A 25,414-nucleotide genomic window follows, 5' to 3' on the forward strand; every position below is an offset into this window, starting at 1 on the left:
GAGGTGGCACTCAAAAGGCAGCGTTCAAGGTGACCCCCATCCAGTTGCGCTCAAACGACGCTGCACCGAAACCCTCGGAATCATTGACGCTCAGTTGATATAGGAACGAGAGGCTGAGGCGCTCATTCAAAGCATAGGTAATGTTCGGACGGACGTAATAATACCTGTCTTCGCGGGTGGCTGGGAACCGGTTGCCGTAGGTGATGGCAACATAGTCAGCAAACTCATACCCAACACCAAGCCCGATACGCGTCCGCTCTGTGAGGGCGTGCGTGATGTCCAGCGAGATACCAGTACTCCAGTACGCCTGCTTGCGAAGCGCGGCCGCAGGATGAAAATCGCGATAAGTACTAAGCTTGGCACTGGTCTTCCCGTCCCCGAGAAGATCGTAGTCGACATCGATGGAGAACGTAGGTGTGTACTCTTGCTCGTACGCGGTGTCGTTCATCTGCACACCCGCAGTTCCGCTCAAAGTAAGCCGGGACGCGGCAGCCCAAGTTGCGCGAAGATTCAAATCGTAGCTGTTGTAACTGGCTGGTCCACCCACTTCGCTGAATCTATAGTCCGGCGTTCCATCCACTTCGGTGTAACCATAACCAACACCAATGCCAAAGGACGTTTTCGGCGAAAACTGGTAGTCGGCAAATGCCGAGGCCGAGTAACCCATCGAATCCGAGAACCCTCCGGTGTATTCGCGAAGAATCGTTGAAAATCCCACCCCTACAGTGGTCTTTGCCCCAATGATATAAGATGCTCCTACAGAGAGTTGGGCGCCATCTCGCTTGAGACGCGTTCCCACATCCACATCGTTTCCATTCACCGTCGCCCAACTCAGGTTAAGATATGCTCTGGCTTTCGCCCCGGTCCATAGCAACCTGAATGCAAGCGCTTGATTGATGGCGTCGTCGGTCTTCCCCTGGATATACCACTGCTTCTCAATGTTATAATAGAGAGTGGCAGCAAGGCCAGCATCGTTCGGACCGAAACTAAGGTCAAAACTGGGATTAACGCTGAAGTAGTAGTCACCGACAGGCTCCTTTGTCTCCCCATCGTCCAGGAACAAATTGTCGTCGTACCAGATCCCCACCATCAAACGGCTGTCCAGCTCCCACATTCTCTTCTCCACCACATAGTCAAGTTCGTCCCCATCCCACACATATTCTTCGGGACCCGACGCCGCCGCGCTCTTGTTGAAGGGAAACAACATATCCCGCACCGAGTCCTGTCTGACCTTGGTCACCACTTCAGCGGTTGCTGGGCACATCCCAAGAAGCGCCAGTGCCAGAGCAATTGCCCTGGCATGGATGGATGTGTCTTGGAAGTGTGTGCCCATTAGGTATCGCGGTATTGCCGAATTTTTCGTGTTTGGTTTAATTGAAGAATCTCAACCCGGTGTTGACTCCGATGCGATGTCAGTGGGAACCCTCAGCTCCTTCTGTTTCCATTCCGGAAACAACTGATCCTCCATGATCTGTGGAATGGTAGGCACCGTCTCCTTTAGCAGGGTAAGATTAATCCGGTCCAGCAAGTTGGTGAACCCGATGCGCATATTCCTGGAGACCGAAGTTACAAAGCCCGACACACCAGCTTGGAACAGATCTCTTGCAGACCTCACCAGATTGAGATCTGCGGGCGTAATGAGGTTGTTATGCCTGTCGCCATTGGCGTCGATGAGAATGACTCTGCCTACCGTAAGATCTACGATGCGTATCTCCCCAGGAAGGGGCTCAGCCGGATCACAGGCAAGCACGGACTGCACCTCCTTATCAGTTCCAACCGGAGCAAAGCCTTCCAAGTTGTCCAAGAACATAATCTGCCCCGGAAGCAGCTTGATTTCGCGCCCATTGATCACTACGTAGACGACGCCTGAGTACACGCCAACCCGTGCGGAATCGTCGGACACCCAAGTCCCCCAGCTTGATCCGTCAGCGTGCACATAGCCCCAAGGCACATCGAGCCGCAGGTGGGTGGTCCCCTCCTCTGGCTTCCACTGTGAACATTGCACATAACCGCCTTTGAGGCCTCCAATAGACCGACGCTCCGCGATCTTGCCGCCATCAGTGATGAGCTCAAGTTTCTTGGCTCGAAAAGTCGTATCCTTTCCAAGCACCACCACCTGCCCAGGCACGGGAAGAAATACCGCGGCAGATTCGGCACCTGTTTGAAGGAGCTGGCCTGGGTTTACGAATTCGTGATATTCCTCACCTCCCATTGTCGCCTTGCCACGGCGAGCATCCTTCCCCTCTGTTTCCAGTTTGCCCTCGAGAGCGTCCACACCATCGATGGCCATTTCCCCTTTTCTCGCGACCACCTTGCCTTGCACCTCGTCACCGAGAACACTACCAGTGGCAAGCGCCATCACACCCACGATAAACAATGTGCTGGCGAAGGAAGATTTCATATTTGCGACAGGAGTGTTAGCAATCTGCGGACCAACTTTTGCAAGGGAATGGAAAACGATATGATGGGGTTACTGGCATTTCACACCATCACACACATCCCCTGCGGGACGCTCTAAAAGCACTTGTCGCTCGCGGAAAGTGCTTGAACTCATTTCAGGTCATGTTCGATACAATATCGCACAACTTCCGCAAGTGACTGAATGTCAAGTTTACGAAAAAGACGCGTGCGATAAGTGCTTATCGTCTTGGCACTCAAGGACAGTTCGGCAGCCAGCTCTTTGATAGCCACGCCATGTCCAAGTTTTCGCAGTATCAAAAATTCCCGGTTCGAAAGTTTCTCATGTCGCGGCCTCTCTTCTCCCTGGCGTACATTTGAGACAATCTTTTGCGCAATTTGCGAGTTGAAGAACTTTCTTCCACTAAACAGTGCTGAGATTGCAGCAGTAAGTTCCTCAACGCCGCTCTGCTTTTCAACAAAGGCCCATGCCCCGCGCCGGACAGCTTGCACACCATAGTTGGTGGCGTTATTCGCAGTATGGACAAGGAGCGGAATGGATTTTTTAAAATTTGAAATCTCATGAATGAGTTCCAGACCACCTTTGCCAGGAAGCAGCAGTTCAAGGATGACAAGATCAATCTCCAGCTCCTGCCTCAGCAACTGCATCGCCTGTGCACTATCCGTGGCCATAAGCACCTTGCAGTCCTGAAACCTCTGGGAAATGATCTGGCGCACCCCTTCCCGGACGACCTCATGGCTATCAACCACTAAAATAGTCTTTTGTGATGCAATTTTATCGTGCCTGTGCGCCATGGAACTCATCTCAAGACCTTATGGGGTTCCGGAAGGCGTGATGGGCACTGCGAATCTCTCAAGGAGCTTGCGTTCGCCGTCCCTGAGGGTGGATTGATCGAGGCCTTGAACAATCGTGGCAGCCTGATCCTTCTGACCGTTCGCCGCTAAAACCGCGGAACGGACCGCCCGCCAGCCAGGACTGATTTTCGTCCAGTCGAGGGTGATGCCTTCGTAGGTTTTCTCGGCATCCTTAAACTGACCGGCCTGCAATTGAGCCAGGGCCAGCGAGGTGCGGTAGGCAAGAACTTCGGGCGAGTCCTTCGCCAGGCTCAGAACGGTTTGACTCGACTCACCGAGTTTGCGGCCATCCAGAAGATTGAGATAAGCCAGGTCGTTCTGCGCTTCACGCACGCTCGGAAAGCGGGCAAGCATCTGCTCAAGGACATCGCGAAGCATCGAAGACTGCTTGGGATCGGCTGACAGGCATCGGACAAGGCCCAAGAATGCCGGCATGGCAGTCGACTCAAGCATGGTGTGCTTTTGATAAATCGAAGCAGCCCGGTCCTGTTCGCCAAACTTCTCAAGATAGCTGGCTATATAAAATCCTTGGGGAGCCGGCGCTTTTTCAGCCAGCTGCAGCACCACTGCCATGCGCTGCTCCAACACCGCCGGTTCGCTCTTCATCTCCTTCGCGGCGCGCCACAGGAAAAGTCTGCCCAGGGACTCCTCGATCGGAACGCCCTTTGCATCCAATAGGATCGTTTCAATTTCGGCCCATTTGTTCGCCGACGCCATGGCGTCCATCTTGATGAGAAACCAATCCCGGGAAGGTTTCTCTGGGGTCATCTGTGATTCCGCAAGCTTCTGCGCACGTTCAGGCTGCTTCCGGGCATTCAGCCACCTGGCCAGATCCAAACGGGTTGGCTCCGTTGCCTTCTTCGACTCTTCAATAAGCTCATCGAACAGGCGTTGAGCACTATCCTTGTCCAAAAACATCTCAAGGTCCGCGGCAACAAGCCGGGCTTCCCAGCGTTCTTCGCCAAACCATTCGCCAAGCGATTTCAATATTTCCCGGGCCTTATTCGTATCCACCACCTCACGCACCGGGACCAGAGTGACATAAAGTCGAGCCAGCAGCAGGCTGGCTTCCCGACGGGAACTCGCATCCTCGGATTGGGCACAGGTGTCCAGCAACGCAACCACCTCTTGAGCGGTTTGCGTGAGTCCGGCTGAATTTGGGCGCACTGTATCCAGCAACAGTTTTGCCCTGGTGAGGTTGAGCTTTGGGTTCGCGGATATAACCGGCTTGGGAGGCGGGGCCGTCGGAGAAGCTGAAGCAGCCACTTCTTCTTTGGCCGCTGCAGCACCACCTGTCCATTCCAATGCCCGCTTCGTATCTCCAACGCGGATCAGGTAGTTCGAGCACAACTCGGAAAGCTTGTCGTCTGATTTGGTCGCAGGATCCTTGAGAGCCTTTTCAAACTCAGATTGGGCGATGGAGATTACGCCCGTCCCAAGAGCAGCCTCAAAGAATTCGATCCTGTCCTCCCGACTGGCATCGGAGCCAGTGGCGAGACGGTATTTGAACTGCAGTGATTCTTGAGGTGAACTCGCGTAGTCGTGAGCCATCGCCTTCAAGACCTGCTTGTCATAGGGGCTCAAGCCATAGGCCTGAAGCAGCTTGTCACGCATTTCCACTTCGTTGCCCGCTTGCTTGTGCACCGCGGCGAAGTCCACGAGCTTATGCGCTCTCCATGTCTTTATCCGACTAACCAGATCGGGTCCGAAACAAATCGCCACAGCGACAACAATCAAGACAGGCACACCCATCCAGATCAGCTTCGGGAGAACATTTCTTCTGAAATGTTCTCCCGGCGTGAAGTATTCAGGAGCTTTGCTGTCGCTTGGCATGACGGCTTCCTTTTGTACCTATTCTGTGTTTCGTTGAAATTGTGGGCTTATTGACGAGGAGGATGATTCTCTAAACGATGCTTTAGGTTTTTTCAAGACATAAATCATCCTTTATGTCTTAATTTAAGACTCAATCGCCTCGACTAGCTGGCAAACAGAGTTGCGTCAGCAGTCAGAGGCGATCCTTCGCAGACCTCATGCGAACGTCGGACGCAGCGGCTGCAATGAACTGCGGCGAACTCGGGCGAAGAAGGAACGCTCCCTCCAGAACACCACACCCACCAGCAAAAGCACCGACATCACTGCCGCAGGCTCGGGAACCGGCATGATATCTCCGACCGGAACCACTTCACCCCCTATGTAATAACCACCGTTGGTGAGAATCTTCGTCTGGCCGTTGTCGGAATAAAAGATAATGTTGTCCGTGACCGTGGTGTTCGGACCAAGCTGGGTGTTCGCCGAATAGACGGCAGGTCCAAAGCCCATGCCGGTATCGTCCTCACCGATGTACAGGTGATCGAAGCCCGCGGTGTAGTTCCAAATTTGCAGCACGCCGCCCCAAGCGCTCACATCGGAGGCAGAGAAGAACAGGGTGCTACCACCGCTGCCGAAGTCAATGACAGACCCTACCGTCACCGTGAGGGTTCCGATAGTCTCGGTGTATCCAGCGTTCCCCATGGCCAGCGTGCCTCCGTCGAGAGTCAGAGCAGTGGTGTCACCGATATCCCCACCATTGATCATGAGCGTTCCCGTATCCACCACGACCGAGGTGGTAAGCAGGCTCGCTCCGGTATCCAATCTCACCACGCCATCATGACCGTAGGTGCCTGAGTTGATCTGTGTCACCGAAGCGCCCGCGCCCGTGACGTCACCAGAGTATGAAACAGTAGCACCCGTAGTCGCACCAAGATAAGCCGTAACGCCACCCGTGACCACGAAGTCACGACCAATGGAGTTGTTACCGGAACCGTAGAATCCAACAAGTCCAGCGCTGGTTCCGCTGATATTCACCGTCCCACCGGAGGGATTCACGCTCGTGTTTGCTCCGGTCAATCCCACCAACATATCCCCCGTAGCCTCTTTCCTCAACGTGAGCTGACCTGCACCAATAACCCCTGCGCCGCTTAAGGTAAATTGCTCTGCTGGAGCAGCGGCAGATCCCCTGACAAGATGCAGGCGCCCTTCAAGATTTACGGTTCCTTGAACAACCAAGCTACTATTCGCCTGATCCGCGATGATTCGTGTCGGCACGGTTCCACTGGACACCACCCCAACGTCGAGCGCAGTGACCGTACCAGCACCGAGATTGACATTTTCAGTGGATCCCACCACGGGAAAATTTGCGGTATCTCCGTTGGCCCACGTGAGACCACCCGTCCACGCACCAGGAGCCGTCCAATTCGAGTTTGCAGTGTTCCACGTCAAATCCGCCGCGTGAGCATTGCTTGCCACCGCAAGTCCCGCTATCATCAGCCAGTAAGATTTCTTCATAAGCCAGAGTGTGATTCTTAGGTTGACCTTGTCAGTTCAGGGAGATTGTTCGACGTGGTGATTGATTTGAACGGCTAAATCATCGGTTAAAACTGAATCTAGGCAAAGATTCATTTGTAGTCTTTGGACTACAAAAACCTCGACATCCATTCAGACTCAAGCCGCCCACGCAATTGCCGTGCCAGTCTAAACAGAGACTTATAAAAGTTCCTTGTATGGAAGTGTGTAAAGGTGCCATCGTTCGATTGTCAGCTTTGCGGAGTACGGAAAATCTTTAAACCTGAGGCTGTATACTTGTATAGCTCCTCAAAAACTTTTCGACTTCCTTGCGAGCGTCTTCTTCCGAGAGATTCCCCCACACACCGATTTCCACCAGACGCTGGCCTCGGTTCCTGACTCCCTCCCACGCGAGCTCAAGTCGGCTAAACACCGTGTTGTCGTACCTTCGCTCCATCTTTTTGGAAGGCCGATCATCCAACAAGGCGTAGTAAACGTGCACGGTTTCGGTGCCATCGCGAAAGCGAAAGGTCTTTACTGGTAACGCCAGGGCATCTTGACGAAATTCCCAAGGGGACAATTCTGCCTGCATCTCCAGTCCCAGGCCGCTCAAGCAGGTTCGGGGATCATGCATCGACGCAAGCTGCGGCGAGTTTTTGCCGGGTGCCCATCGCAGATACCATGCCTGTACCCGCTCCCCGTGGGACCCTTTCCAAGATCCCGTCCAGCCTGCGTCGTGACGCAAAGTCATCGCGACTTTGTCAGACATCCTCTTCGTCGCAAATCCAGGGTATGACGTAGGCTGTTGGACCTGCCAGGAAAGAGGGGCTTCCGCGTGCGCTTCGCCCCTTGCGAACCACCAGGCGCTGAATACAAAACCAACGACGACGACTGCAGTCAGCGCTGCGAACCAGCGTCCCGTCGGCACGAACCAGCGACGAGTGTCATCACCAGAATGCCTGTAGATGCGCTCGCTTAGATCGCCCGTCACCAGCCACTTTCGGCTTGGCAGTCGTGTCAGACCCACGGTCGCCAGCCACAACGCGCAGAAGTTGGCAGCAAGGATTGTATAACCTGCGGAATCATGCCAGCCCTCTACGGCTTCGAGACCCTGCGTCGCGGCCACCGCGGCAAGCCAATAGGTGCGAATAGCATTGGTCGCAAGGGCAACCCCTACCCCTCCAAGCAAAAGCACCAATCGGCGCGTTGCTCCCAACCGATACATCTCCCCCAAGAAAATCGAGAGCATGAGGGTTCCTTGTAGGGAGTAGATTCCACTGCAGGCTTCGTCCACGCCGACCGTGCCGGTGGGCAGCACCACGAGATTCCCCCTGCGCATGGCCGCAATGCCATCCCAGAGCAGGCCCTCAATGGCGATCCCTGCATTCTTTTCCATCAGGTAGTGCATGACGGGAGCGTCAATCGGACGCGGCCACGGCACTGCGACAAGAAAGAAGAGCAACGGAATTGAAAAGTGCCACGCTACGCGCCAGCCTGCGGCGAGGTACACGCCTATCCAGGTAATCACGATCGCCTGACCTGCAATGACATACCCCAAGGGACGCCAGTCGGGATTCGCAACGCGAATGACGATCAGGGGAAAATAGAGGAATATCAACGCGCCCAGCGTAATGGCGGCCCTCTTCCGATCCTCCTTCCAGCCAAGAGACGGCGCGGGGGCGTCCGTGAGCCTCAGCCGGACGAGGTAGAGCATCAAGAGAGGCACAACCCAGCCATAGCTGTACTGATCGCTCAGGCTCCAGTCCGTTGAAAGGTGCCAGATAGGTACACCCCAGACAACGATCAACCCAACGATCGCAGGCCACCAGCGCCGCACCGAATGGCGAATCCCTTCACCGGCGGGGATCGTCTCTTCAGGCCACAGATTAGCTTGTATGCGTTCCATCGGTTTTCACAGACCGACGGCAGCCGGCCGGCGGGAGTCAGCGATCTAAAGCACGATTCACCCGGTTGCGCCACTCAAAAGTCTTAACCACGCACAAATATTCATAAAACCCATGAAGACGGGCAAAATGGTAGCCTTCCGCTCCATCCAGAAACCCCCTCTGCCATACGTAGACATAGAGAAATCTCAAAAAGGGTCTTCCCCAAAGCTTCTGTGAGAAAAGTTTGAGACGTCTGCGCCAGCTGACCGTGCCATGCTGGAGCGCGGCGGAACTGTTCTCGTTCTGTTCGCACGCCACCCGGGCTTCCCAGTTGGCGTACCGGTTGTGTTTCTCCACAAAAACATCCACTGTAGGAAACGCATAGTGGTCCATCTCCACCTTGAGCCGCCCAGTCGTGCCGGACTTCATGACCACATGCTCGTGCACCTCGTTGTCACCGCTCATGGTGTCAGCGTCGGTGAGCTTTTCATACCTTCCATATTGATGCCTGAAAAGGCGGAGATTCCAATTGGGATAGTACGAATGCTTAAGCCACCGGCCGAGAAACATGAAGCGCCGGTTGATCCAGTACCCATTCACATCCCGTGAATTCCCCGTCACAATGGCGCGGAACTCCTCTTCAGCCTCGGGGGGCAGGACCTCGTCCGCATCGAGGATGAAAACCCACTCGTGCTTCCACGGCACATTCTCCAGCGCCCAGTTCTTTTTCTTGGGCCAGGTGCCTACCAGGTGAAACTGCACCACTTTCGCCCCATGCGACTCAGCGATGGCTTGGGAGCCATCGGTACTGGAGGAATCCACCACCCAGACCTCGTCAGCCCACGAAACTGAAGCCAGGCAACGGGGAAGATTAGATGCCTCGTTCTTGATGGGAACTAAAATGGAGACGGGAACTTTCATCAGTCGGAGGTTTTGCTGGATGGAGCAATGAGGTGGCGCACAAAGTCGACGCAGGGCCAGGCAGCCAGGATGCCGAGTCCGCCGGCAAGGATGTCCTTAAAATCAAACCATCGCCTCGGAATCGGAATCTGAATGAGTTCCATGACCACGATCACGAGGGTCATCGAGGCCCAGAGTTTCCATTTGGAACCCTTCACGCCCTGGGGCCAGGTCATGAATCCGGCGAACCCCAAGCTCCAGAAGCCGATGAAATTCTTCCACTGGTCATGCATGTCAAACCATGCCGTTACGCTGCCCGGCATCCACTGTTCCTCTTGAATCGCGGGATTCGGCTTGAAGCTGAGATAACTCAATACGATCAACAAGAGCAAAAAAAACCACCTCCAAAGCTTGGGGTGGATTGCGTTGGTCAGAATGTACCTCATTCAATAAGAATGCGGGAACCTGCCAAAGGAAATCCCGAAAGCAAGCATTCAGATGGCCTGCTTATGAATGCTGGAACTTCCGCAGGATCCTTATCGTCCTGCTCCAGCAAATCTCGGAGCATCATGACTCCGGGACACGCCCCACATCTTGACTGTACAAAGGCGCTCCGCTTCGGTATCCCAACTCGAGTACAACTGCGAGAAAGATACCTTCAGGGGGGGAATGACAAACCAGATGTGCGTATTTCCTGCCCGCCTGCTGCGAGAACCTCGCAGGAACAAAATCCATCATTCAGGATTCGTGAGCCTGCCACTTCCCGAGAATCCTTGCTGGATTTCCCGCTACTTTGGCTCCTGCGGGCACATCGCGGCTGACCACACTGCAGGCTCCAACAATAGCGCGTTCGCCAACAGAAACTCCGGGCAGAATGAATGCCCGAGCCCCAATGAACGCATGGGCTCCCACCACAATGGGAGCGGTGCGCAAAGGCAGGGCATCATCCACAAAGTCGTGCGTGCCCGTGCAGAGGTACACTTCCTGCGCTATCGTGGCCCGTTCCTTGATCACAATTGGCCCCAAAGCATAGGCATGAGCGCCGTCCCCCAGACAGGCTCGATCATGCAGCGTAAGATTCCAGGGATGTGTGACCCTCGCCCGCTGGTGAACAAAGGGAAGCCCTTCCAGCGTGGCGCCAAACATTCTCAACCATAGCAGGCGCCAGCGATTCAAAGGCTTGGGAGTCCACCGGCAGCAAAATGCCCAGCAGAGATCCCAAAGCACCACCTTGATGCGCAGCCCAACCGACCACGGACTGTCAAAGGGCGTCTCCTGGAGATTTTGTTCGGGTTGGGGCAGTGAACTCATATCAATGCGATACCTTGACTGCCAGTGTGGATAGCAAAGCAAAGTCCTTCAAAAACATGGCGGCAACGCGCTCGGGCGCATGTGAAGTTCTCACTGCCAGTGCCGCTTGAGCCAGGCGAGTTCTTTCATCCGCATCCACCATGAGTTTTTGCAAGACTTCCGCGAGGTCTGCCACTCCGCTCTCACCCTCCACTCGCACAATCCGGCCGTTCACACCATCGCGAATGAAGTCCCTGAAGCATTCAAGGTCAGACACCACCGGCACCGCGCCTTGAGCCATGGCCTCCAGGGGAGCAACTCCAAAAGTTTCTCCCGTCCTGGCAAGCGATGGGTAAACAAAGATCGCGGCTCGCTGATAGTAGTCGCGAAGAAGGGCGGGATCATGTACTGGCCCGGTGAAGGTCACAGAGAGCCCCTCGGCATGCTTGCGCAGGCGGTCCATCCACGATTCTCCACCTCCTCCCTCCGCGGCACTCCACGGTCCCACGATTTCAATTCGCCATCCCTCCCTCACCAGGACACTGCGCACGGCTTCTACCCGCAACGCATCAAGGAAGAGCTCGATTCCCTTTTCAGGATGTAACCGGCCTGCATACAGCAGAACTTTCTCCTTTGCCCCCAATCTACCGTCGTCGCCAGATCCCTGGCTCTCGGGAAGTGGATTGGGAATCACACGGATCTTCTCTTCGGTGCCCGGCACTTCGGCCAGGATCGCGTCTCTCACTGCGGAGCTGACCGTGTGCCAGCAGGCCGCCTTCCGATACCAGCGCATCTGCCCCTTGGGCATCCGCTGCACACTCACGACTAGAGCCCCCAGGTGCCGTGCGCCTGCCAGCAGCAAAGGCGCCCAAAACGTGTTCGTCACCAAAATGTCAGCAGCGGGAAGTGCCTTCCGTGCCCTCAAGGTGTAAAAGAGATCCAGCACCTTGAGCCAGGCAAGACTTCTTGGCGTATCACTTCCCGGGACTCTGAGATAGCGCACCCCATCCACCACTTCTTCCGCGGGAAGCGACGGATGACTGCGTGAGACGTGCGTGACCGTATGTCCGGCCGCAGCGAATTGACGCCCCATCTCATGCCATACCTTCTCCACCGCGCCCCCCATGAGGGCTGGCACAGGCAGAAACGCCCCCTGCAAAATCGTGATGCGCATCGGGCGCTCCAAAGGCGGCGCCGCTTCATCTGCCGATGCGCGGATGTCTAATTCAGGCGCAGCAATCCGATTCATCAAAATCGTTTTTTCCATCAGGCAATTGCCAGGTTCATCAGCTCACGTGTGCAGTGGAGGCATGCGATCCTTCCAACGAGCCATCAGCCAGCCCAGACGGGCTGCGTTTGCATAGCGTGGCACGTAGCTCGCCGGTGCGGAGATGATCCTCAGCAGCCAGCCCAGATACAAACGATCAGCCCACGGTGGAATCTCTGCCTGTCCTCCACTCAAAAATGCAATGGCAGCACCGGTGCAAATGATGGCCGGTCGATAGGAGAGCCTGTTCCGGAGCCACACTCCCAGGGGCTCTTGAATCCCCCCACCCACGTTCAGGATTACCCACTGCGGCTTCCTGGCTTCCAGGATCAATGCGAGGGCCTCATCCTGGATCGGCGCATTTTCATTTCCACTCGTGCGATACCTCGGGGCCAGATAACAATCTTCGTCGGTGAGATGGTCAAAGCCGCGCCCACGCAAGTACGTCATGGTGCGAACCTTTTCCGCCTCGCTGGGCATAACCCAGAATGTAGCGCCGTCTCTACGAAGCTCCGTCTCATCCAAAAGCGCCCTCAAGAATGCCAATCCGGAAAGCCTGCGCAGCGGGTTCTTTGGATCCGTCTGCCCCAAGAGTCGCAATAGCAGCACCATGTATCCGCTGTCAGGCAACACCAGATCCGCCGTCTGCACTGCCTCGCGATAAGTTTGGTCACGGACAAGATCCACTGCCAACCCTGGTCCAGACGGTGCCACTACGAGCCCGCCATTCGCGGCACTGCGCACGGCACCATCGACATCGCCGTCATAAAATGGGATTCCGAGGATGGTATGAGGCATCAGGCAGACAGGGTACAACGATAATTCAGGCAACAACCGGCGCTTTCTCCAAAGCAGGCTTTCCAGATGAATCCGTCTGCACTGACAACAAGGAAATCAAATGGCGTGCGGCAGCCTGAATTTCAAACCGACTCTCAAAACTTCTACGAGCCTGTTGCCCCATCGCCTCTCGTTGAGAGTCGCTCATGAGCGCCCATCGGCTCAACATCCCAAGCGTATCAGCCTCGGTATCCGAACCAGAGATGCCAGCGCCGTCATCGATGATCTCACGCCAGATATTCACTTTATCGGAGATCAGAACAGGGCGACTGCAGGCGAGAGCCTCCACCACGGAGATGCCAAAATTTTCCTGATGGCTTGACAACACAAATGCCTCACACCCCTGGATGGCCCCCCACTTGATATCACCTCTAATCAGCCCGGTGAATGTCACGGAATCCGAAAGTCCGCGCCGGACAACCTCCTCCCTCATGTCCCTCTCATGTTTTTCTGCATCGCCTGAACCCGCGGCGGCTCCCGCAATCACCAGATGCAGATCAGCAGCAGCCTTTTCCTGCGCCTTCAATGTAGCAAAGGCCCCAATCAATAGGTCGAGTCCCTTTTTGGGATGAATCCTCCCAAGGAACAGGAGGAATCTCTTACCTCTGAGTTCTGGAAACGCCCCGTACAGGCTCTCGAGTTGGCGAGTCCCCTCCAATTCCGGAGCTCCAATGCCCAAAGGTGCAACCATCTCATGGCATCGATAGAGACCGAACGATTGACGAGCCATGTCACGCTCAGTCTCGCTCGTAAAGAGAACGCCCCGGGCGTCACGCAGGACTCTATACTCTCCCCACGGCCAGTAGAGCCACTTCTTCAAGTGCTTGAGCGGATGCTGCTGTTTGAACCACGGATCCAGCATGCCGTGAGGAAAGACGAAATAGGGCGGTGCACCTGCGCCTCTCGCATGAACCGCCCGCCGGACCGCAAGGCCGCCATACTGCCACAATCCATGCACCACCACAGCATCGTAGCCGCCCAGATGGTCCTGCAACCAGGGCAGCATCTTGGGTGAGTAGCCGTATCCTCCCGCGCGCGTTCCCAACCAATGAACGCCGCAAGGCAGCGCCATGGAAGTACCCTCCTCGGACTGCGGATCCAAAACGGCCACTTCGTTGTGCACTCCCTCCGCAGCCAATCCACAACAGAGCGATCGCACCGCCTCGGCAGTACCGCCGCTGGCGATGCTGAGTGAGCGTGTGACGTGGAGAAGGCGCATCGTGGAATGCAGGAAACTATTCAACAAACCCCGTAGTGCGATGAAAATACTTCGCGTCGTTCGGAAGGGACTTCACCGGCTTCGCGGGCACTCCTGCATAGAGCTGGTATTCCTCCTGCCACGCTTTGTTCAAGAGCGACTTGGCTCCCAAGACTGAACGGCTTGGCAATGCTGCTCCGCCCAAGAGCGTGCAATCTGTCCCCACAAAGGCATAGTCACCAATCACAATCGGCTTCGAATCCTGGCGGCACTCGATCACGTCGATGCTGTGCGTCAGGAACTGTGAACCGTATCCCGCGACGGTGGTGAACGCTCCAATTCCGATGCTATGGGTGCAATCGAAATGATGATTTTTGGTAATGGCAGTATGCTCACCCAAGACCAGTTCAGGCGCGCGGTCACTTTGGTGAGAGAAATGCTTGCCGTCATCCACCGGGTACCCCGTGATCCAATTCCCCCGTGCAATGGAAGCGTAGGCGCCCAACTGAACCTTCTGCAAGTGGATGGCCACATTCCCGTGACCAATGCTGGAATGGGGGCCCATGACCAATTCCTTGGGGAAGATCCATGACAACCCAATCGCTGCAGTCGGATGCAGTTTGTAGCCAAAGAAGAACTGCAATGCCGGACGTTTGAGGAACCACGGCAACGGCACCAATAGCAGCCGGAGCAGATTACGCAGCATCTTCGAGAGCCTCCATATACATTCTCTCGTAGTGATCGAGCATATCCGCCATCCTGAATCGATCGAGATTCGAGGTCCCGCGGCCAATCAGTTGCCGCCTGAAGCCTGCTTCTTCGACCTTCAAGACCGCGGCAGCGATCCCTTCCGTGTTGTTTCCTGCAACGATGATGGCCCCATCACCAGCCACTTCTGCCAGTGAGGTGTTGTCAGCCGTCACCACGGGACAACCGCACGCCTGACCTTCCAGGATGGGCCACCCGAATCCTTCGCACCACGAGGGGAACAGCAACGCATGAGCTCCCGCATAGACGGCACACAGGGCTTCGTCAGAGAGATTGCCCAATTCACGCACCCGGCTTTCCAATCCCAGGCTTCTCGCAAGCTCCCGTTGGTGAGGTCTCAACATCTCCCCGGCAAACACGATATTCCCCGTCCAGCGACTTCCCAGCAAGGCCATTGCTTTGAGGATGCCTTCGCGATTCTTCCGCTCCTGCGAGGAACCCACATGCAGGACATACGGCGCATCATGCACTCCGAGCGCTTGAAGCTGCTGCTGCGTCTCCTGCGCTGGAGGTGAGCGGAAGACTCCACTGAACCCAAGGAGTATTGTCCGCAGGGTCCTCCCTGGCGGCCTACCTGTGAGCCGACTGAAGTCCGCTCGGGTCGCGTCCGAATCGCAGGCTACGTGCGGTATTTTCGACAAGCCGTCCAGAATGGACGCCTGCAATCTCTTCCCCATGGACGAGGCTGGACAAAAGGTAGACTCGCCCAGCGCACCTCGCACCGCCAGAAGGTCATGGCACGTCGCAACTATGGCTCGTGACTTGATCGCACGATGGTAGGGCGCATTGGAGTGGTCACAGATATGCGCCACATCGTACTCTTTTGAGACGCGTTTCAGTCGCGGCGGGAAGAGCAGGTACTTGTCCACATAGCCCGCCCACTTGGCCATTCTGCTGTCGGGCCTGAAACGAGCTCTGACTCGCTGTTCGGGCTGGATACGCTGCACTTGAAATCCCCGCGTTTGGAACCCTTCGAGGATGCCGGCGAATCGTAGCATGCTCTCCTGCTTGTCCGGCGGATAGTTGGAGACCAACAGCAGCCGCAAGGGCTTCCGCATCGACGACCTTTCGCGGGAGATTACTTCGGGGGTTCCAGTCTGCATCTTTCCAGTCATCCCTGCACTCCTTTTGGCTCCCCAGAATCTGGCAACTGCGGTTCGTCATTTCTGGCCTGCTCGGGCTCCGCACGTCGGACCGCCTTCTTCTTCTTCGGCCGTCCCACCTTCACCGAAGCCAGGCACAATCCCGCAGTGAATGTTGCGAATCCCTGGGTGGTCGCAATGCCCCATGAACCCATCAGCACATTCATGCCACCCGCCCCAAATAGGAGCATCGGCAGGAGATTGCCATAGCGCAACGCACCCCAACCCTGTCTCAGCATCTGAATGCATATTCCCAATCTGAGAACAAAAAAGATCGATCCGAAGACAATGCCCATTTCATGAAAAATCCGCCCTAACTCCGTTTCCTGCCCCCCGCCAAATCCTCGCTGCCCCGTCGTCAGAAAGTGGCCCACAAGGGTGCCAGTGCCGATACCATGCCCCATGATGGGAGCTTCTTGAGCAGCCCACATCGGGTAGTCGGCCATGCCTGCCACGCGTTGCAGAGAACTGCTTACGACGGAGTCACCCCCTGATGAATCTTCAAATCTTTGAGAAAGCTGGCGTTGTCCCTCTTCAAAAAATTCCGTGCTGGAGAGCCCCGCGGCCCCCAGCCCAATGACCCCCAGAAGCGCCAGGGCTCCACGAGCAGCGGACCCGCTCACAAGACTTAGGCCCACGAGCATCACGAAGACGATGCCTACCGACAAAATGCTGCTCCGGCTACCTGACACCGCAAGAGACGCAAGGACTGCCATAGAACACAGGATCCTCAGGGTCCATCCTCCCTTCTTTGCCGATACAAACGAGTTTGCAAGGAATGAGGCCACCAGGGCGCTGTAGCACACCATGCCGCTTACAAAGGAAAACGTGCCTGCGGGCCGGACGGTGCCGTATTGGGTGTTCATGCCGCCCATGTTGATCCAACTCCCCTGGGGCGATCGGAACTGTTGCACCACCAGCAAAGCCATAGGAATCATCAGCCACATTGACCACTTCCCAATCTTCATCACATTCTCTGCGGAAAGAGCCCGCTGCATCACGTAAATGAGGGGGAGATGCAAAAAGTTCGCCCTCAAGCCGTAAACGGTGACTAGAATCGGACCGTCTCCCGCTACCGCACCGTACATACCGGTGACCAAAGCAAGCATGATTGTCGCACCTACCGCGGTGTTCTTTGGAAAGATTCCAGCCTGTCCGGCCAGCAGGTAGATTAGTATGACCACCGGGTCCCTGACGAGGAGCAGGAGATTGCTAAGGCTGGGCAGTACCCAGAATCGCAGAGCTCCTTCAAAAACAAGCAGCGCGAAATACAAAAATATCAATCTCCGTACTGCAATGATGGCACTCATGAGTAGAACGATCAGGCCAGCGTCAATTCAATGCGCACTTGCTTGCGAAACTGTGTCCTTACGAATGATACCCAGTGATTCCAAGATGATCCCTGCATAACGCTCCCAAGTGCACGCCCTCGCCACGTCGGCACACGACGACCGCATAGATTCCAAGTTGCCGCGGTTGTCTGCAAACCATGCAATCTTCTCAGCGATGGCTTGAGGTGCTCGAATCGGCACAACAAACCCCGTCTCCCCTTCCCTCACCAGATCTTCTCCACCTGTGTTTGGAGTAATGATAAGCGGCAACCCGCAAGCCAGTGCTTCTTGTTGCACCAGAGCACGTCCTTCCACAATGGAAGGCAATACCAACACATCGCAGGAGCGCATCAACTCAAGCACCTGGCGGTGAGGACGGGTTTCCTCCAGGGTGAATGGGACATTCTGTGCGCGATAAAACGCAAGCGACTCCACCGGACTTCCCATCAGAAGGAGTTCCACATCGGATCTCCGTAGCACGCGCATGGCTTCAAACAGATCAGCGAGTCCCTTCCTCTGCGACAGCGACCCTGCGAACAATACGCGCAATTTACCGGACTTCCTCCGGCGAGGAATTTCCTCAGCATCAGGCGCGGTCGCTTCAATGGCCGGGCTGCCAAATTCTGCCACCACAATTCGCTGAGTCTCCTTCAGCGAATCAGGAAGAGTCCTTCGCACAAACTGGCTTGGCACCACGATCACATCCGCCAGTTCCAACTCCTGCGTCTTACGCTGCAGTTTTGCCGGAGAGTCAACAGTGCCGACCAACGTACCGGCCCACTCCGGCCACCGCTGCGCCTCCATCTCCAACAACTTCCGGCTTGTCTCCCAATAGGCAATGGGCAGTTCATACGCCCGCTTTATCCCGGCCTCTTCAGCGGCCTGAAAGCTTTGCAAGGCGCCGTCCTCATACGCGTACACCCAAGACGGCTCTTGAATGGCATTGCGGCGAAAATCGGCAAGAATCTTACGGCTCACGCAATAGTCCAGATCCTGATACACCGCATCCACGCTTGCCCACCCCGTCTCGTGCCGGGCGAGTGATCGACATCCCAAGCCGGAACAACCCAAGCGCGCTAGCTCCCGCCACGGGTGCAGATCAATCCGCTCTCGGGGAATTTCATACGACCGGCGCTCCAACTGCCTCCTCAATCTCGAGGGGATCATTTTGGAGAGCTTCCCTTTTCCAAAGGCCATCGTGGTTGAATACTGATATTCATGCCCACCCGACTCCAGTGCTTGGAGCAAGGCGCGCACAAATGTATTCCCTGTGGGATGGACAACACGAATCATTCAGTTTCCTTCGGCAGAAAGATCCCTATGTACGGCAGTTCGGACGAGATTTGGGTCCGTGATCAAGGTCCCATCAGGCCCCAAGGTGGTTGACCGGGCCTTTCGCTCCTGGCCAAGCCTCCGTGCAAGCACATGGGATGGTCGCTCAATTAAGATATAGAATATCCAGGCCGCCCCGACGGAGATCAGAATTCCCGCCATCGCTACCAGAAGATTTGAGGGTTTGTCGCCCGTCCATATCTTCCACCAATGCCCCATGGCAAAAAATAGCGGGTAGTGCACGAGGTACAGGGAGTATGAGAATACTCCCACCTTCGCAAGAGCGCGCGCGGGCCACGCGGCATCCAGCCAACCCTCGCCTGACTTGTCTGACGAAGCCCAAATGAGGGCCAGCACACCGACCGCCCCCCAGAGCAACAACGACACAGATTTCGCTGCAGGAAACGACATCATCTCCGACGCACAGGCGGCCGTCAGAGTTCCCGCGAATATCAAACCCCATTGCAAAGTCCAGCCTGGAAGCCTTTTCATGGCGCTCCGCTCCGCTACCCACGCGCCGGCACACCAGACCACCCAGAAATTGAGAAAGTTTCCTCCCAGCCACCTCACTCCACTGAGCGAGACCACTATTGACACCGCCGACACCGATCCTACAAACACCAGCATTCGCGAACACCCCAAGCGATTGATCATCCACCACACCGCTGGATACGCGACATACAACTCCATTTCCACCGGAAGCGACCAAAGCGAAGGATTCGAAGCAACCTGGCCACCGGGCGGCACATAGTTTTGCATCATGAAAACGGACGCCAACCAGCGGACGATACTCTGGTGATTAAGTGCGCCAACAACCACCAGCACCACTCCGCTCAAAACTAGGGCTGCGAGATATGGCGGAAAGATCCGCAAGAATCGACGCAGGTAGAAACTTGACCACGTGGGACAGGCACTTTCTTTCCCTCCCCCTAATTTGTGGATCCGCTCTGCCTGTGGCTTGTGGATGCAAAATCCACTAAGCACGAAAAAAATTACGACTCCCGCCCCCATGAAGCGCATCGGCAGGCCAAGGTAAGCAAGCAACCTCTCCAGAACAGTAAAATTCTCTGGATGAATCCTTATCGCGTTCCAACCAACCCAAAGTTCCGACCGCACGTGATAAAACACCACGCCCAACGCAGCCAACCCGCGAAGGACATCTACTCGAAACTCGCTCATGGTGATTCTACCCTGCTTCATCAACGGCCTTTCTCAGCACACGATACTCAACCCAATTCTCGCACAGCAAAGCAGCCTTCGACGGGTCAAACACAGTACGGTCACTCCCCAAACGAAACCCAAGGACAATCTCGATTCCTCTTGGTGAATACCAACGCTGGCTTCCTTAACTCAGCGGCGAGGACGATGCTTGCCCGCGCGCCCATCATCACCTGTGAGCCAGATCGACGCCAAATGCAGACAATGTTCGGGAATCACGGACAAAAACGAAATTCTCCAAACTCTGCCCATGCGTGCCGTCCGATATACCATCCAATGCGATCTGGTTATTTTCCTCCCTTAACGCATACCCACAAAAGTCATTTTGAGCCATGAACTCAAACAGATCTTGAGGACGGTAACCAAACCCTTCCGTATGCCCACCCCAGCACTCCAGCAGAACGCAGTTCGTCCGTCTCAAGGTCTCGCCGGCCCCTCGCAGTACAGGCAATTCATACCCTTCAACATCGATCTTGAGCACATCAATTGATTCCAACGTCTTGCAAACAACGTCCAGTTTTTGCATCTCAACGGAAATCGAAGCTGGCCCCTGCTCGACTTTGTTCCAATCGTCATCCATTCGATCGCTAAATTGGATTACTCCTGCGTCTGCTCCGACTGCACTGTGAACAGCTGTTACATTTTCAACTCCATTCAGTTGGAGGTTATCCTCCAGCGCACGAAATGTTTCTGGATGCGCTTCAATGGCCACCACCTTCCCTGCAGCACCAACCGCATTTGAGGCCAAGAGGGAAAGGATACCGATATTTGCTCCGACATCCACAACCACGTTTCCTTTCTTCAAGAAACGTGACAGGAATACTTCACCATCAAGCTGCATTTCAGGCTCCGTCCAAAGCAGCCGGGCCAACCCTCCCGACCTCATTTTTATTGAGGCGCCGTTGCGTCGATACGAGAAAATGCCGGCCATCCCCATTTTTGAAAGCAACAACGCCACCAGATAGCGCAAGGGATGTGGTTGTTTGCGCAAATGAGCGAGATGAAATGTCAGTTTATCTCCAATGGACATACAAAGGGCCTTTTTTAACTGGGTCTCGTCAACTCTCCGGATCTAACTCTCTGTCCAAGATGAATAAAAAGATGGTAGACCGTGCATCACCTTCGCCTGAGAGCGCGCTCGCCTTCTCTTAATATAAACACGAAGGACATTCCAAAACACCCACGGCCACTCCAACAGTTGAATTTTAGTCAAATTAGCCAGCGAAGACCAACGCTTCCATGAGGGATGCTTGCGGAATCGGGCACTCCGAACCAGCCAGTTGGCATACAGCTCATGTCGACAGCGTTCATAGAAGCTCAAGGCCAGTGAACTCTCTCCTGCGGAAAGGTGTAATGCCGTCAGCAGAACGAGTGAGGGCTCAACGTTTCTCCAAGCCCAACTCTCGTTTGACTGAGACAAGGAATGCTGGTGTACACGGTAATCATGCAGCATCTCACCGTGGTAGTAAAACCGGATGCCGCCGGACGCCAGTAGAAGCCAGTAAAACCAATCCTGACAATACCGCCAATCCATTTGATACCTTGTCAATATAGGTAGGGTGGCCGTTGTTCGTCCCAGAATTGAAGGTGTACTAATGATGTTACCACCAAGCAATATTTGAAGCATCTGCTCTGGCTCAATCAATTGATTCTCCAGCGGACGCATTTCTTCAAAAGTTTGCATCCCGAGATCGAACCATACCTGTTTTCCCTCAGAATCGATCTGTCCTCCTTTGCCAAACACGAGGGCGACATCTGGATAGGAATTCATCACCCCCAAACGAGCGCTCAAAAAGGCAGGTTTTAGCACGTCGTCTGCGCCAGGATAACACCAAAACTCCCCTCGTGCCTGTTGCATGAGAAACAGGGTTGCCTGACTCACCCCGCGATTCTTCCCCCATGTGAAAGTCCGAATGCGCGGATCGTTCAGGCATTCTTCGGTCCCCGGAAACTTCAAGTCTCCAGACCCGTCATCCAAAATTAGCAGCTCCCACTCTTCGTAGTCCTGTCTCTTCACTGATTCGACCAGTTCCTTCAAGTAGGGACCGGCATTGTAGGTTGGCACCAAAACTGATACCAAATTTTTGATGTTAGAATTCATACCTTTTACCAGGACCTGGCAGTTACTCGCTGAAAGTTAGACACCTCCTGTAGAACGCAAGGTGCCGCGGCAACCGCAAGGCAACCAACGCGGCGTGCACCCTGGAAGTAAGGTTCATTGGCGTTCCGACCGCCGATTCCCGCATGATGGTGCCTCCGTGGTGGACAATGCACGGTCCGGTACAAGGCCGATATATTCCGGAGTTCCATTCATGGGGCATGACATGCACATGCTGGCTGTTCTTCAGCACCCAAATGAAGTGACCATTTTCGTAGAGATTGCGGTCGCCTCTGGGAAGAAATGGCTCCGGAACAAACGCGGACCGGTACAGCTTCCGCACCAGCTGTCGACCAGCAGGAGTACTGCGGCAATAGATGACAGCCGCATTCAACCTCTCTGAGAAGTCCCGGCATGCAAACAGGCTCTTCGTCGGTTCACGCGTGTCCCACACTCTGAAGTCTGGAACGTCTTTCTGCACCTCGCAGTCCGCATCCAGATACAGGACACCTCCCGTCACTTTCTGGATCAGATGACGCATGACGGCAACCTTCATCCAGGCGGAATCGTGTGCGTTGATGCCCCACGGTGGCCGTCCCGTGACAAGACAATAAGGCACGCCTATCCTACGGCAGTATTCGCGCTGGCTCTCAATGCAGTTCGCAAAGACTTTCTCATAGCCATTCGTGGCGATGGAAAATACCACGTGCGTGGGAGCATCTGTTGAGTCGCTGGACGGAATGGCCATCAGGTTGTCACTACTGTAGTCAAGGAATCCACCTGTTCACCAACACGGTGTTTTGCAGTTTTCGCTTAATCTGATTCATTCCCAACCAGAACGGATGCAGTCCCTCCAGGGCCTCCATGCGCACGTCGATGATCGGCGAGTCCGTATGTAGCGGCTCATACAAACTTTGTTCCCACAATCTCCGATATGCCGACAGGAAGTGTCCGCCAATCGACTCAGGGGTGAGAGTGGCGCTGCGATAAAGATTGACGATTTGCCGCGAATTCACCGCATGCCCATTGGCCCGCATGGCGAGCGCTGCCCAGCAAGTGGGCTCAGTCCAGGCCGGAATCACCCGCCAGTCACTCTGGGCGAGAAACCAATCTACATAGTCCAAATCAAAGACCGCAGGATCGCACAGAGTCAGGCCCGTATTGATTCCGGAGACGACTTGCAGCCCTCGCTTGTCCGTCAAATGCCACGGCCTGATGGAGTATGCCTGCCAGACCGTATCACGCAGGAACACACATCTTCCGCGCGTGGCCTCATCGGTGAATAGTCCGCGGAATGGCCGGAAGAACCGGATGTCACCATCCATGTAAAGGCACATCCCTGGCTCGGCGAGCACCACGTCCAGCAGCTTCAATCCCCACACGGAACCTTCGCGGAAGCTCAGTGCGTTGGGATGTCCCCGCAGCTTCTCGCGCATCACTTCATCCGCGAGCCTTCTGGAAACAATTCGGGATCCAGGCAGCTTCTCCTGAATGAGTGCGCAGTCAGCCTCAGTCAGGGATCCATCTTCATGGATGACCATTTCAACTGGGTCCGCTGAAAGACGCATCACGGACTCGAAGCAGTGGATGGCGAGATCCACATCCTTGTGGCACAGCAATGTTCGTACTGAACTCTTCCCTTGCGTCATGACTGTATTAACTCAGAACCGGCGCAACCATTCCTGCGTTGCCGTTGGACGCCTGGATGAAATCTGACTCCACTTTCTCCGCGGCATCCAATACCCGATCACGCGCGGCATAGCGTGGCGGAGAGAGCAAAAGCCCATCATGCAGGAAATCCTCCACCAGGAAGAACGGAGCCGCTGAAGTTCCCACAAACGCCCCTGCACTACAGGATAGCACCGGAAGCCCCTGGTCACGAAAACAAGCCGCTGCGCTGCTCTTTCCAATGCAGTCCTGCGGCGTGGTGGTGATCCCGGCATCCATCTCCCTCATCATCGAAGCGATGTTCGCATCTCCGGTATCGTTGGCTTCGAACAGCAAAGCCTCACATCCTTGCGTCAGCATTGACTGCTCCAGCTGAGCCCTTAGTGCCGCGGACCTACCCAGCAGACAGATCACCACGTGCAGCCCATGCTCCTTTGCATGGACGTGAAGTTCACCCAGGCGCTGGACAAGGAGTTCCAGATCATGAACGGCCCCAAACACGCCAACCAATCGAAGTTGGTCGGCAGAGGCAGTCTTGAGCGCTGGAATACTCTGCATCACCCGGGCTCTCAACTCACTCGACTCCCCTTCCCCGTGCTCCAAGGTCCCAAACATGGGAAGAACATCAGCCACAACACCAATCTTCCCCAGCGTGCGTTTATAGAGCTCAAGGCTGGTGTACGTCACCTGTGCGTTCCACGATCGCAACGCAGAGGCCACTCCCATCTTTTGCACCCATCCAAGAAGGCGCGTGCGCACCTTGGTTCCCGGATGCAGCCCGATCCAGGTCTCATGCACCATCACGCTATGACGTCCGCCTTCGTTTGTGCTGAACGGAAATCCACTTCTCATCACAAGGCCCTTGGGATGGAAGCTGTAGGGCACAAACTGCAGGCTGGTCCAGTCAGGCTTCCACCGTGCGAGTGCTTCTGTCACCTCATTCCAGCGTGCGGGAACGGGCCTGGCTGATGGCACGCGAACGTACTCCACATCCCCCTCGCCTACCGTTCTGGCACCACTCACGCTGTCTTGCACATGACGATCTGAAAAGCCGAGAAGCTTCACCTCATGTCCCCGGGATTGCAGGGCTGCACCAAGCCGCCACGAATAGTCGCCCACTCCGCTTCTGCCCGGCTCGATTCCCTCACATAGAATGGCAATCTTCATTCTTATGCCTGCCACACGCCTATTTGCACAAGACGAGTACCGAATACCCTCCGAGAATGCGGGCTGTCAGTTCAGGCTTCCACGAGTTCATCATGCGCCGCAAGAACATGAGCCTCTTTTGTCCCGGCGCTCCCTGCTCCAGTTCGACAGAGGTGAGAAACCAGTCCTTCACTTCGAGACCAGCCTGCTCCACAGATGCCAGGGCAGTCTCCAGGGTGAAATAATGCAGGTGTCCCACGTGCTGGCGCGCCAGAGACAGATAGGAAGGGCGCGCGACAGAGAGCATGCTGAGGTCCATGGGGATGTGGAGGATCTTCCACTCTGCCAATTCTTTCAGACCGCGAATGAAGGCGAGGTAGTCCTCCACGTGCTCAGCCACGTCCATGGCGAGGGCAACATCAAATCGCCCGGCTTTTGGATCCGGCGTTCCGAGGAAAAACTTCAATCCCTCCCCTTCTCGTTTTGCCGCATATTCGATCGCTTGCGGTGACACGTCATATCCTACGCATTCCGGTTTTGGATCAAGGCGGTTGCGAAGTTCCTCGAGAATACCTCCCACTCCGCAGCCCACCTCCAGCAGCCGCCTCGGCTTGATTGCATGCTTGGCCAGCATCTTCGACACTTGTGCGGCTTTAAAGGGCGAGTGTTCCAGATGCCAGTTGGGGTTCTTGGAGGCGTACTCGCCGGAGGTGTACATTTCGTTCATGTCAGGACGGTC

22 protein-coding genes are annotated in these 25,414 nt (G+C 55.4%); all 22 read right to left on the reverse strand.

The window, feature by feature from the left end; genetic code table 11:
- Positions 1-10 precede the first annotated feature (10 nt).
- The 22 genes from G5S37_RS15760 to G5S37_RS15865 all read right to left on the reverse strand — a co-directional run bounded on the left by G5S37_RS15760 (position 11) and on the right by G5S37_RS15865 (position 25,402).
- A complete protein-coding gene (locus G5S37_RS15760; RefSeq protein ID WP_165205419.1) occupies positions 11-1,333 on the reverse strand; it encodes an outer membrane beta-barrel protein in 1,323 nt (440 codons plus the stop codon).
- 51 nt (positions 1,334-1,384) lie between these two features.
- Positions 1,385-2,401: a hypothetical protein gene (locus tag G5S37_RS15765; RefSeq protein WP_165205420.1), complete on the reverse strand. Its 1,017-nt coding sequence runs from the start codon at positions 2,399-2,401 to the stop codon at positions 1,385-1,387.
- A 149-nt stretch (positions 2,402-2,550) separates the two neighbouring features.
- The gene (locus tag G5S37_RS15770; RefSeq protein WP_206026481.1) at positions 2,551-3,213 is read right to left on the reverse strand and encodes a response regulator transcription factor; all 663 of its coding nucleotides are present in this window, start codon (positions 3,211-3,213) and stop codon (positions 2,551-2,553) included.
- An 18-nt stretch (positions 3,214-3,231) separates the two neighbouring features.
- The gene (locus G5S37_RS15775) at positions 3,232-5,106 is read right to left on the reverse strand and encodes a hypothetical protein (RefSeq protein WP_165205422.1); all 1,875 of its coding nucleotides are present in this window, start codon (positions 5,104-5,106) and stop codon (positions 3,232-3,234) included.
- A 195-nt stretch (positions 5,107-5,301) separates the two neighbouring features.
- On the reverse strand, positions 5,302-6,171 hold the full coding sequence (locus G5S37_RS15780) for a hypothetical protein (RefSeq protein ID WP_165205423.1): 870 nt from the start codon (positions 6,169-6,171) through the stop codon (positions 5,302-5,304).
- A 700-nt stretch (positions 6,172-6,871) separates the two neighbouring features.
- Positions 6,872-8,500, reverse strand: a complete 1,629-nt coding sequence (locus G5S37_RS15785; RefSeq protein ID WP_165205424.1) for an exosortase/archaeosortase family protein — start codon at positions 8,498-8,500, stop codon at positions 6,872-6,874.
- 37 nt (positions 8,501-8,537) lie between these two features.
- Entirely contained in the window at positions 8,538-9,401 is an 864-nt protein-coding gene (locus tag G5S37_RS15790; protein ID WP_165205425.1) for a glycosyltransferase family 2 protein, read from the reverse strand.
- Positions 9,401-9,766: a VanZ family protein gene (locus G5S37_RS15795; protein ID WP_165205426.1), complete on the reverse strand. Its 366-nt coding sequence runs from the start codon at positions 9,764-9,766 to the stop codon at positions 9,401-9,403. The genes G5S37_RS15790 and G5S37_RS15795 overlap by 1 nt, the downstream gene beginning before the upstream one ends.
- Positions 9,767-10,118: 352 nt before the next feature.
- Entirely contained in the window at positions 10,119-10,691 is a 573-nt protein-coding gene (locus G5S37_RS32710) for a DapH/DapD/GlmU-related protein (protein WP_165205427.1), read from the reverse strand.
- 1 nt (position 10,692) lies between these two features.
- Positions 10,693-11,919, reverse strand: coding sequence for a glycosyltransferase family 4 protein (locus tag G5S37_RS15805; protein ID WP_165205428.1), 1,227 nt, complete (start codon positions 11,917-11,919; stop codon positions 10,693-10,695).
- Positions 11,920-11,961: 42 nt separating this feature from the next.
- Complete coding sequence (locus G5S37_RS15810; protein ID WP_165205429.1) at positions 11,962-12,735, reverse strand: WecB/TagA/CpsF family glycosyltransferase; 774 nt, start codon at positions 12,733-12,735, stop codon at positions 11,962-11,964.
- 25 nt (positions 12,736-12,760) lie between these two features.
- Positions 12,761-13,993 carry a glycosyltransferase gene (locus G5S37_RS15815; protein ID WP_165205430.1) on the reverse strand — a complete coding sequence of 411 codons (1,233 nt, stop codon included), beginning with the start codon at positions 13,991-13,993 and terminating at the stop codon, positions 12,761-12,763.
- A 16-nt stretch (positions 13,994-14,009) separates the two neighbouring features.
- Positions 14,010-14,678 (reverse strand): hypothetical protein, encoded by a 669-nt coding sequence (locus tag G5S37_RS15820; protein WP_206026482.1) that lies wholly within the window; start codon positions 14,676-14,678, stop codon positions 14,010-14,012.
- Positions 14,668-15,843: a glycosyltransferase family 1 protein gene (locus tag G5S37_RS15825; protein ID WP_165205431.1), complete on the reverse strand. Its 1,176-nt coding sequence runs from the start codon at positions 15,841-15,843 to the stop codon at positions 14,668-14,670. Before G5S37_RS15825 ends, G5S37_RS15820 begins: the two co-directional genes overlap by 11 nt.
- A gap of 8 nt (positions 15,844-15,851) precedes the next feature.
- Positions 15,852-17,192, reverse strand: a complete 1,341-nt coding sequence (locus tag G5S37_RS15830; RefSeq protein WP_165205432.1) for a hypothetical protein — start codon at positions 17,190-17,192, stop codon at positions 15,852-15,854.
- 27 nt (positions 17,193-17,219) lie between these two features.
- A complete protein-coding gene (locus G5S37_RS15835; protein WP_165205433.1) occupies positions 17,220-18,506 on the reverse strand; it encodes a glycosyltransferase family 4 protein in 1,287 nt (428 codons plus the stop codon).
- Entirely contained in the window at positions 18,507-19,724 is a 1,218-nt protein-coding gene (locus G5S37_RS15840) for an acyltransferase (protein ID WP_165205434.1), read from the reverse strand.
- Positions 19,725-19,932: 208 nt separating this feature from the next.
- Positions 19,933-20,793, reverse strand: a complete 861-nt coding sequence (locus G5S37_RS15845) for an FkbM family methyltransferase (RefSeq protein WP_165205435.1) — start codon at positions 20,791-20,793, stop codon at positions 19,933-19,935.
- Positions 20,794-20,835: 42 nt separating this feature from the next.
- A complete protein-coding gene (locus G5S37_RS15850; protein WP_165205436.1) occupies positions 20,836-21,864 on the reverse strand; it encodes a glycosyltransferase family A protein in 1,029 nt (342 codons plus the stop codon).
- 764 nt (positions 21,865-22,628) lie between these two features.
- On the reverse strand, positions 22,629-23,510 hold the full coding sequence (locus G5S37_RS15855) for a hypothetical protein (RefSeq protein ID WP_165205437.1): 882 nt from the start codon (positions 23,508-23,510) through the stop codon (positions 22,629-22,631).
- Positions 23,511-23,517: 7 nt separating this feature from the next.
- Positions 23,518-24,216: a hypothetical protein gene (locus G5S37_RS15860; RefSeq protein WP_165205438.1), complete on the reverse strand. Its 699-nt coding sequence runs from the start codon at positions 24,214-24,216 to the stop codon at positions 23,518-23,520.
- A 499-nt stretch (positions 24,217-24,715) separates the two neighbouring features.
- Entirely contained in the window at positions 24,716-25,402 is a 687-nt protein-coding gene (locus G5S37_RS15865; RefSeq protein ID WP_165205439.1) for a class I SAM-dependent methyltransferase, read from the reverse strand.
- Between the last annotated feature and the right edge of the window lie 12 nt (positions 25,403-25,414).

Source organism: Roseimicrobium sp. ORNL1 (assembly GCF_011044495.1).
GTDB lineage: Bacteria > Verrucomicrobiota > Verrucomicrobiia > Verrucomicrobiales > Verrucomicrobiaceae > Roseimicrobium.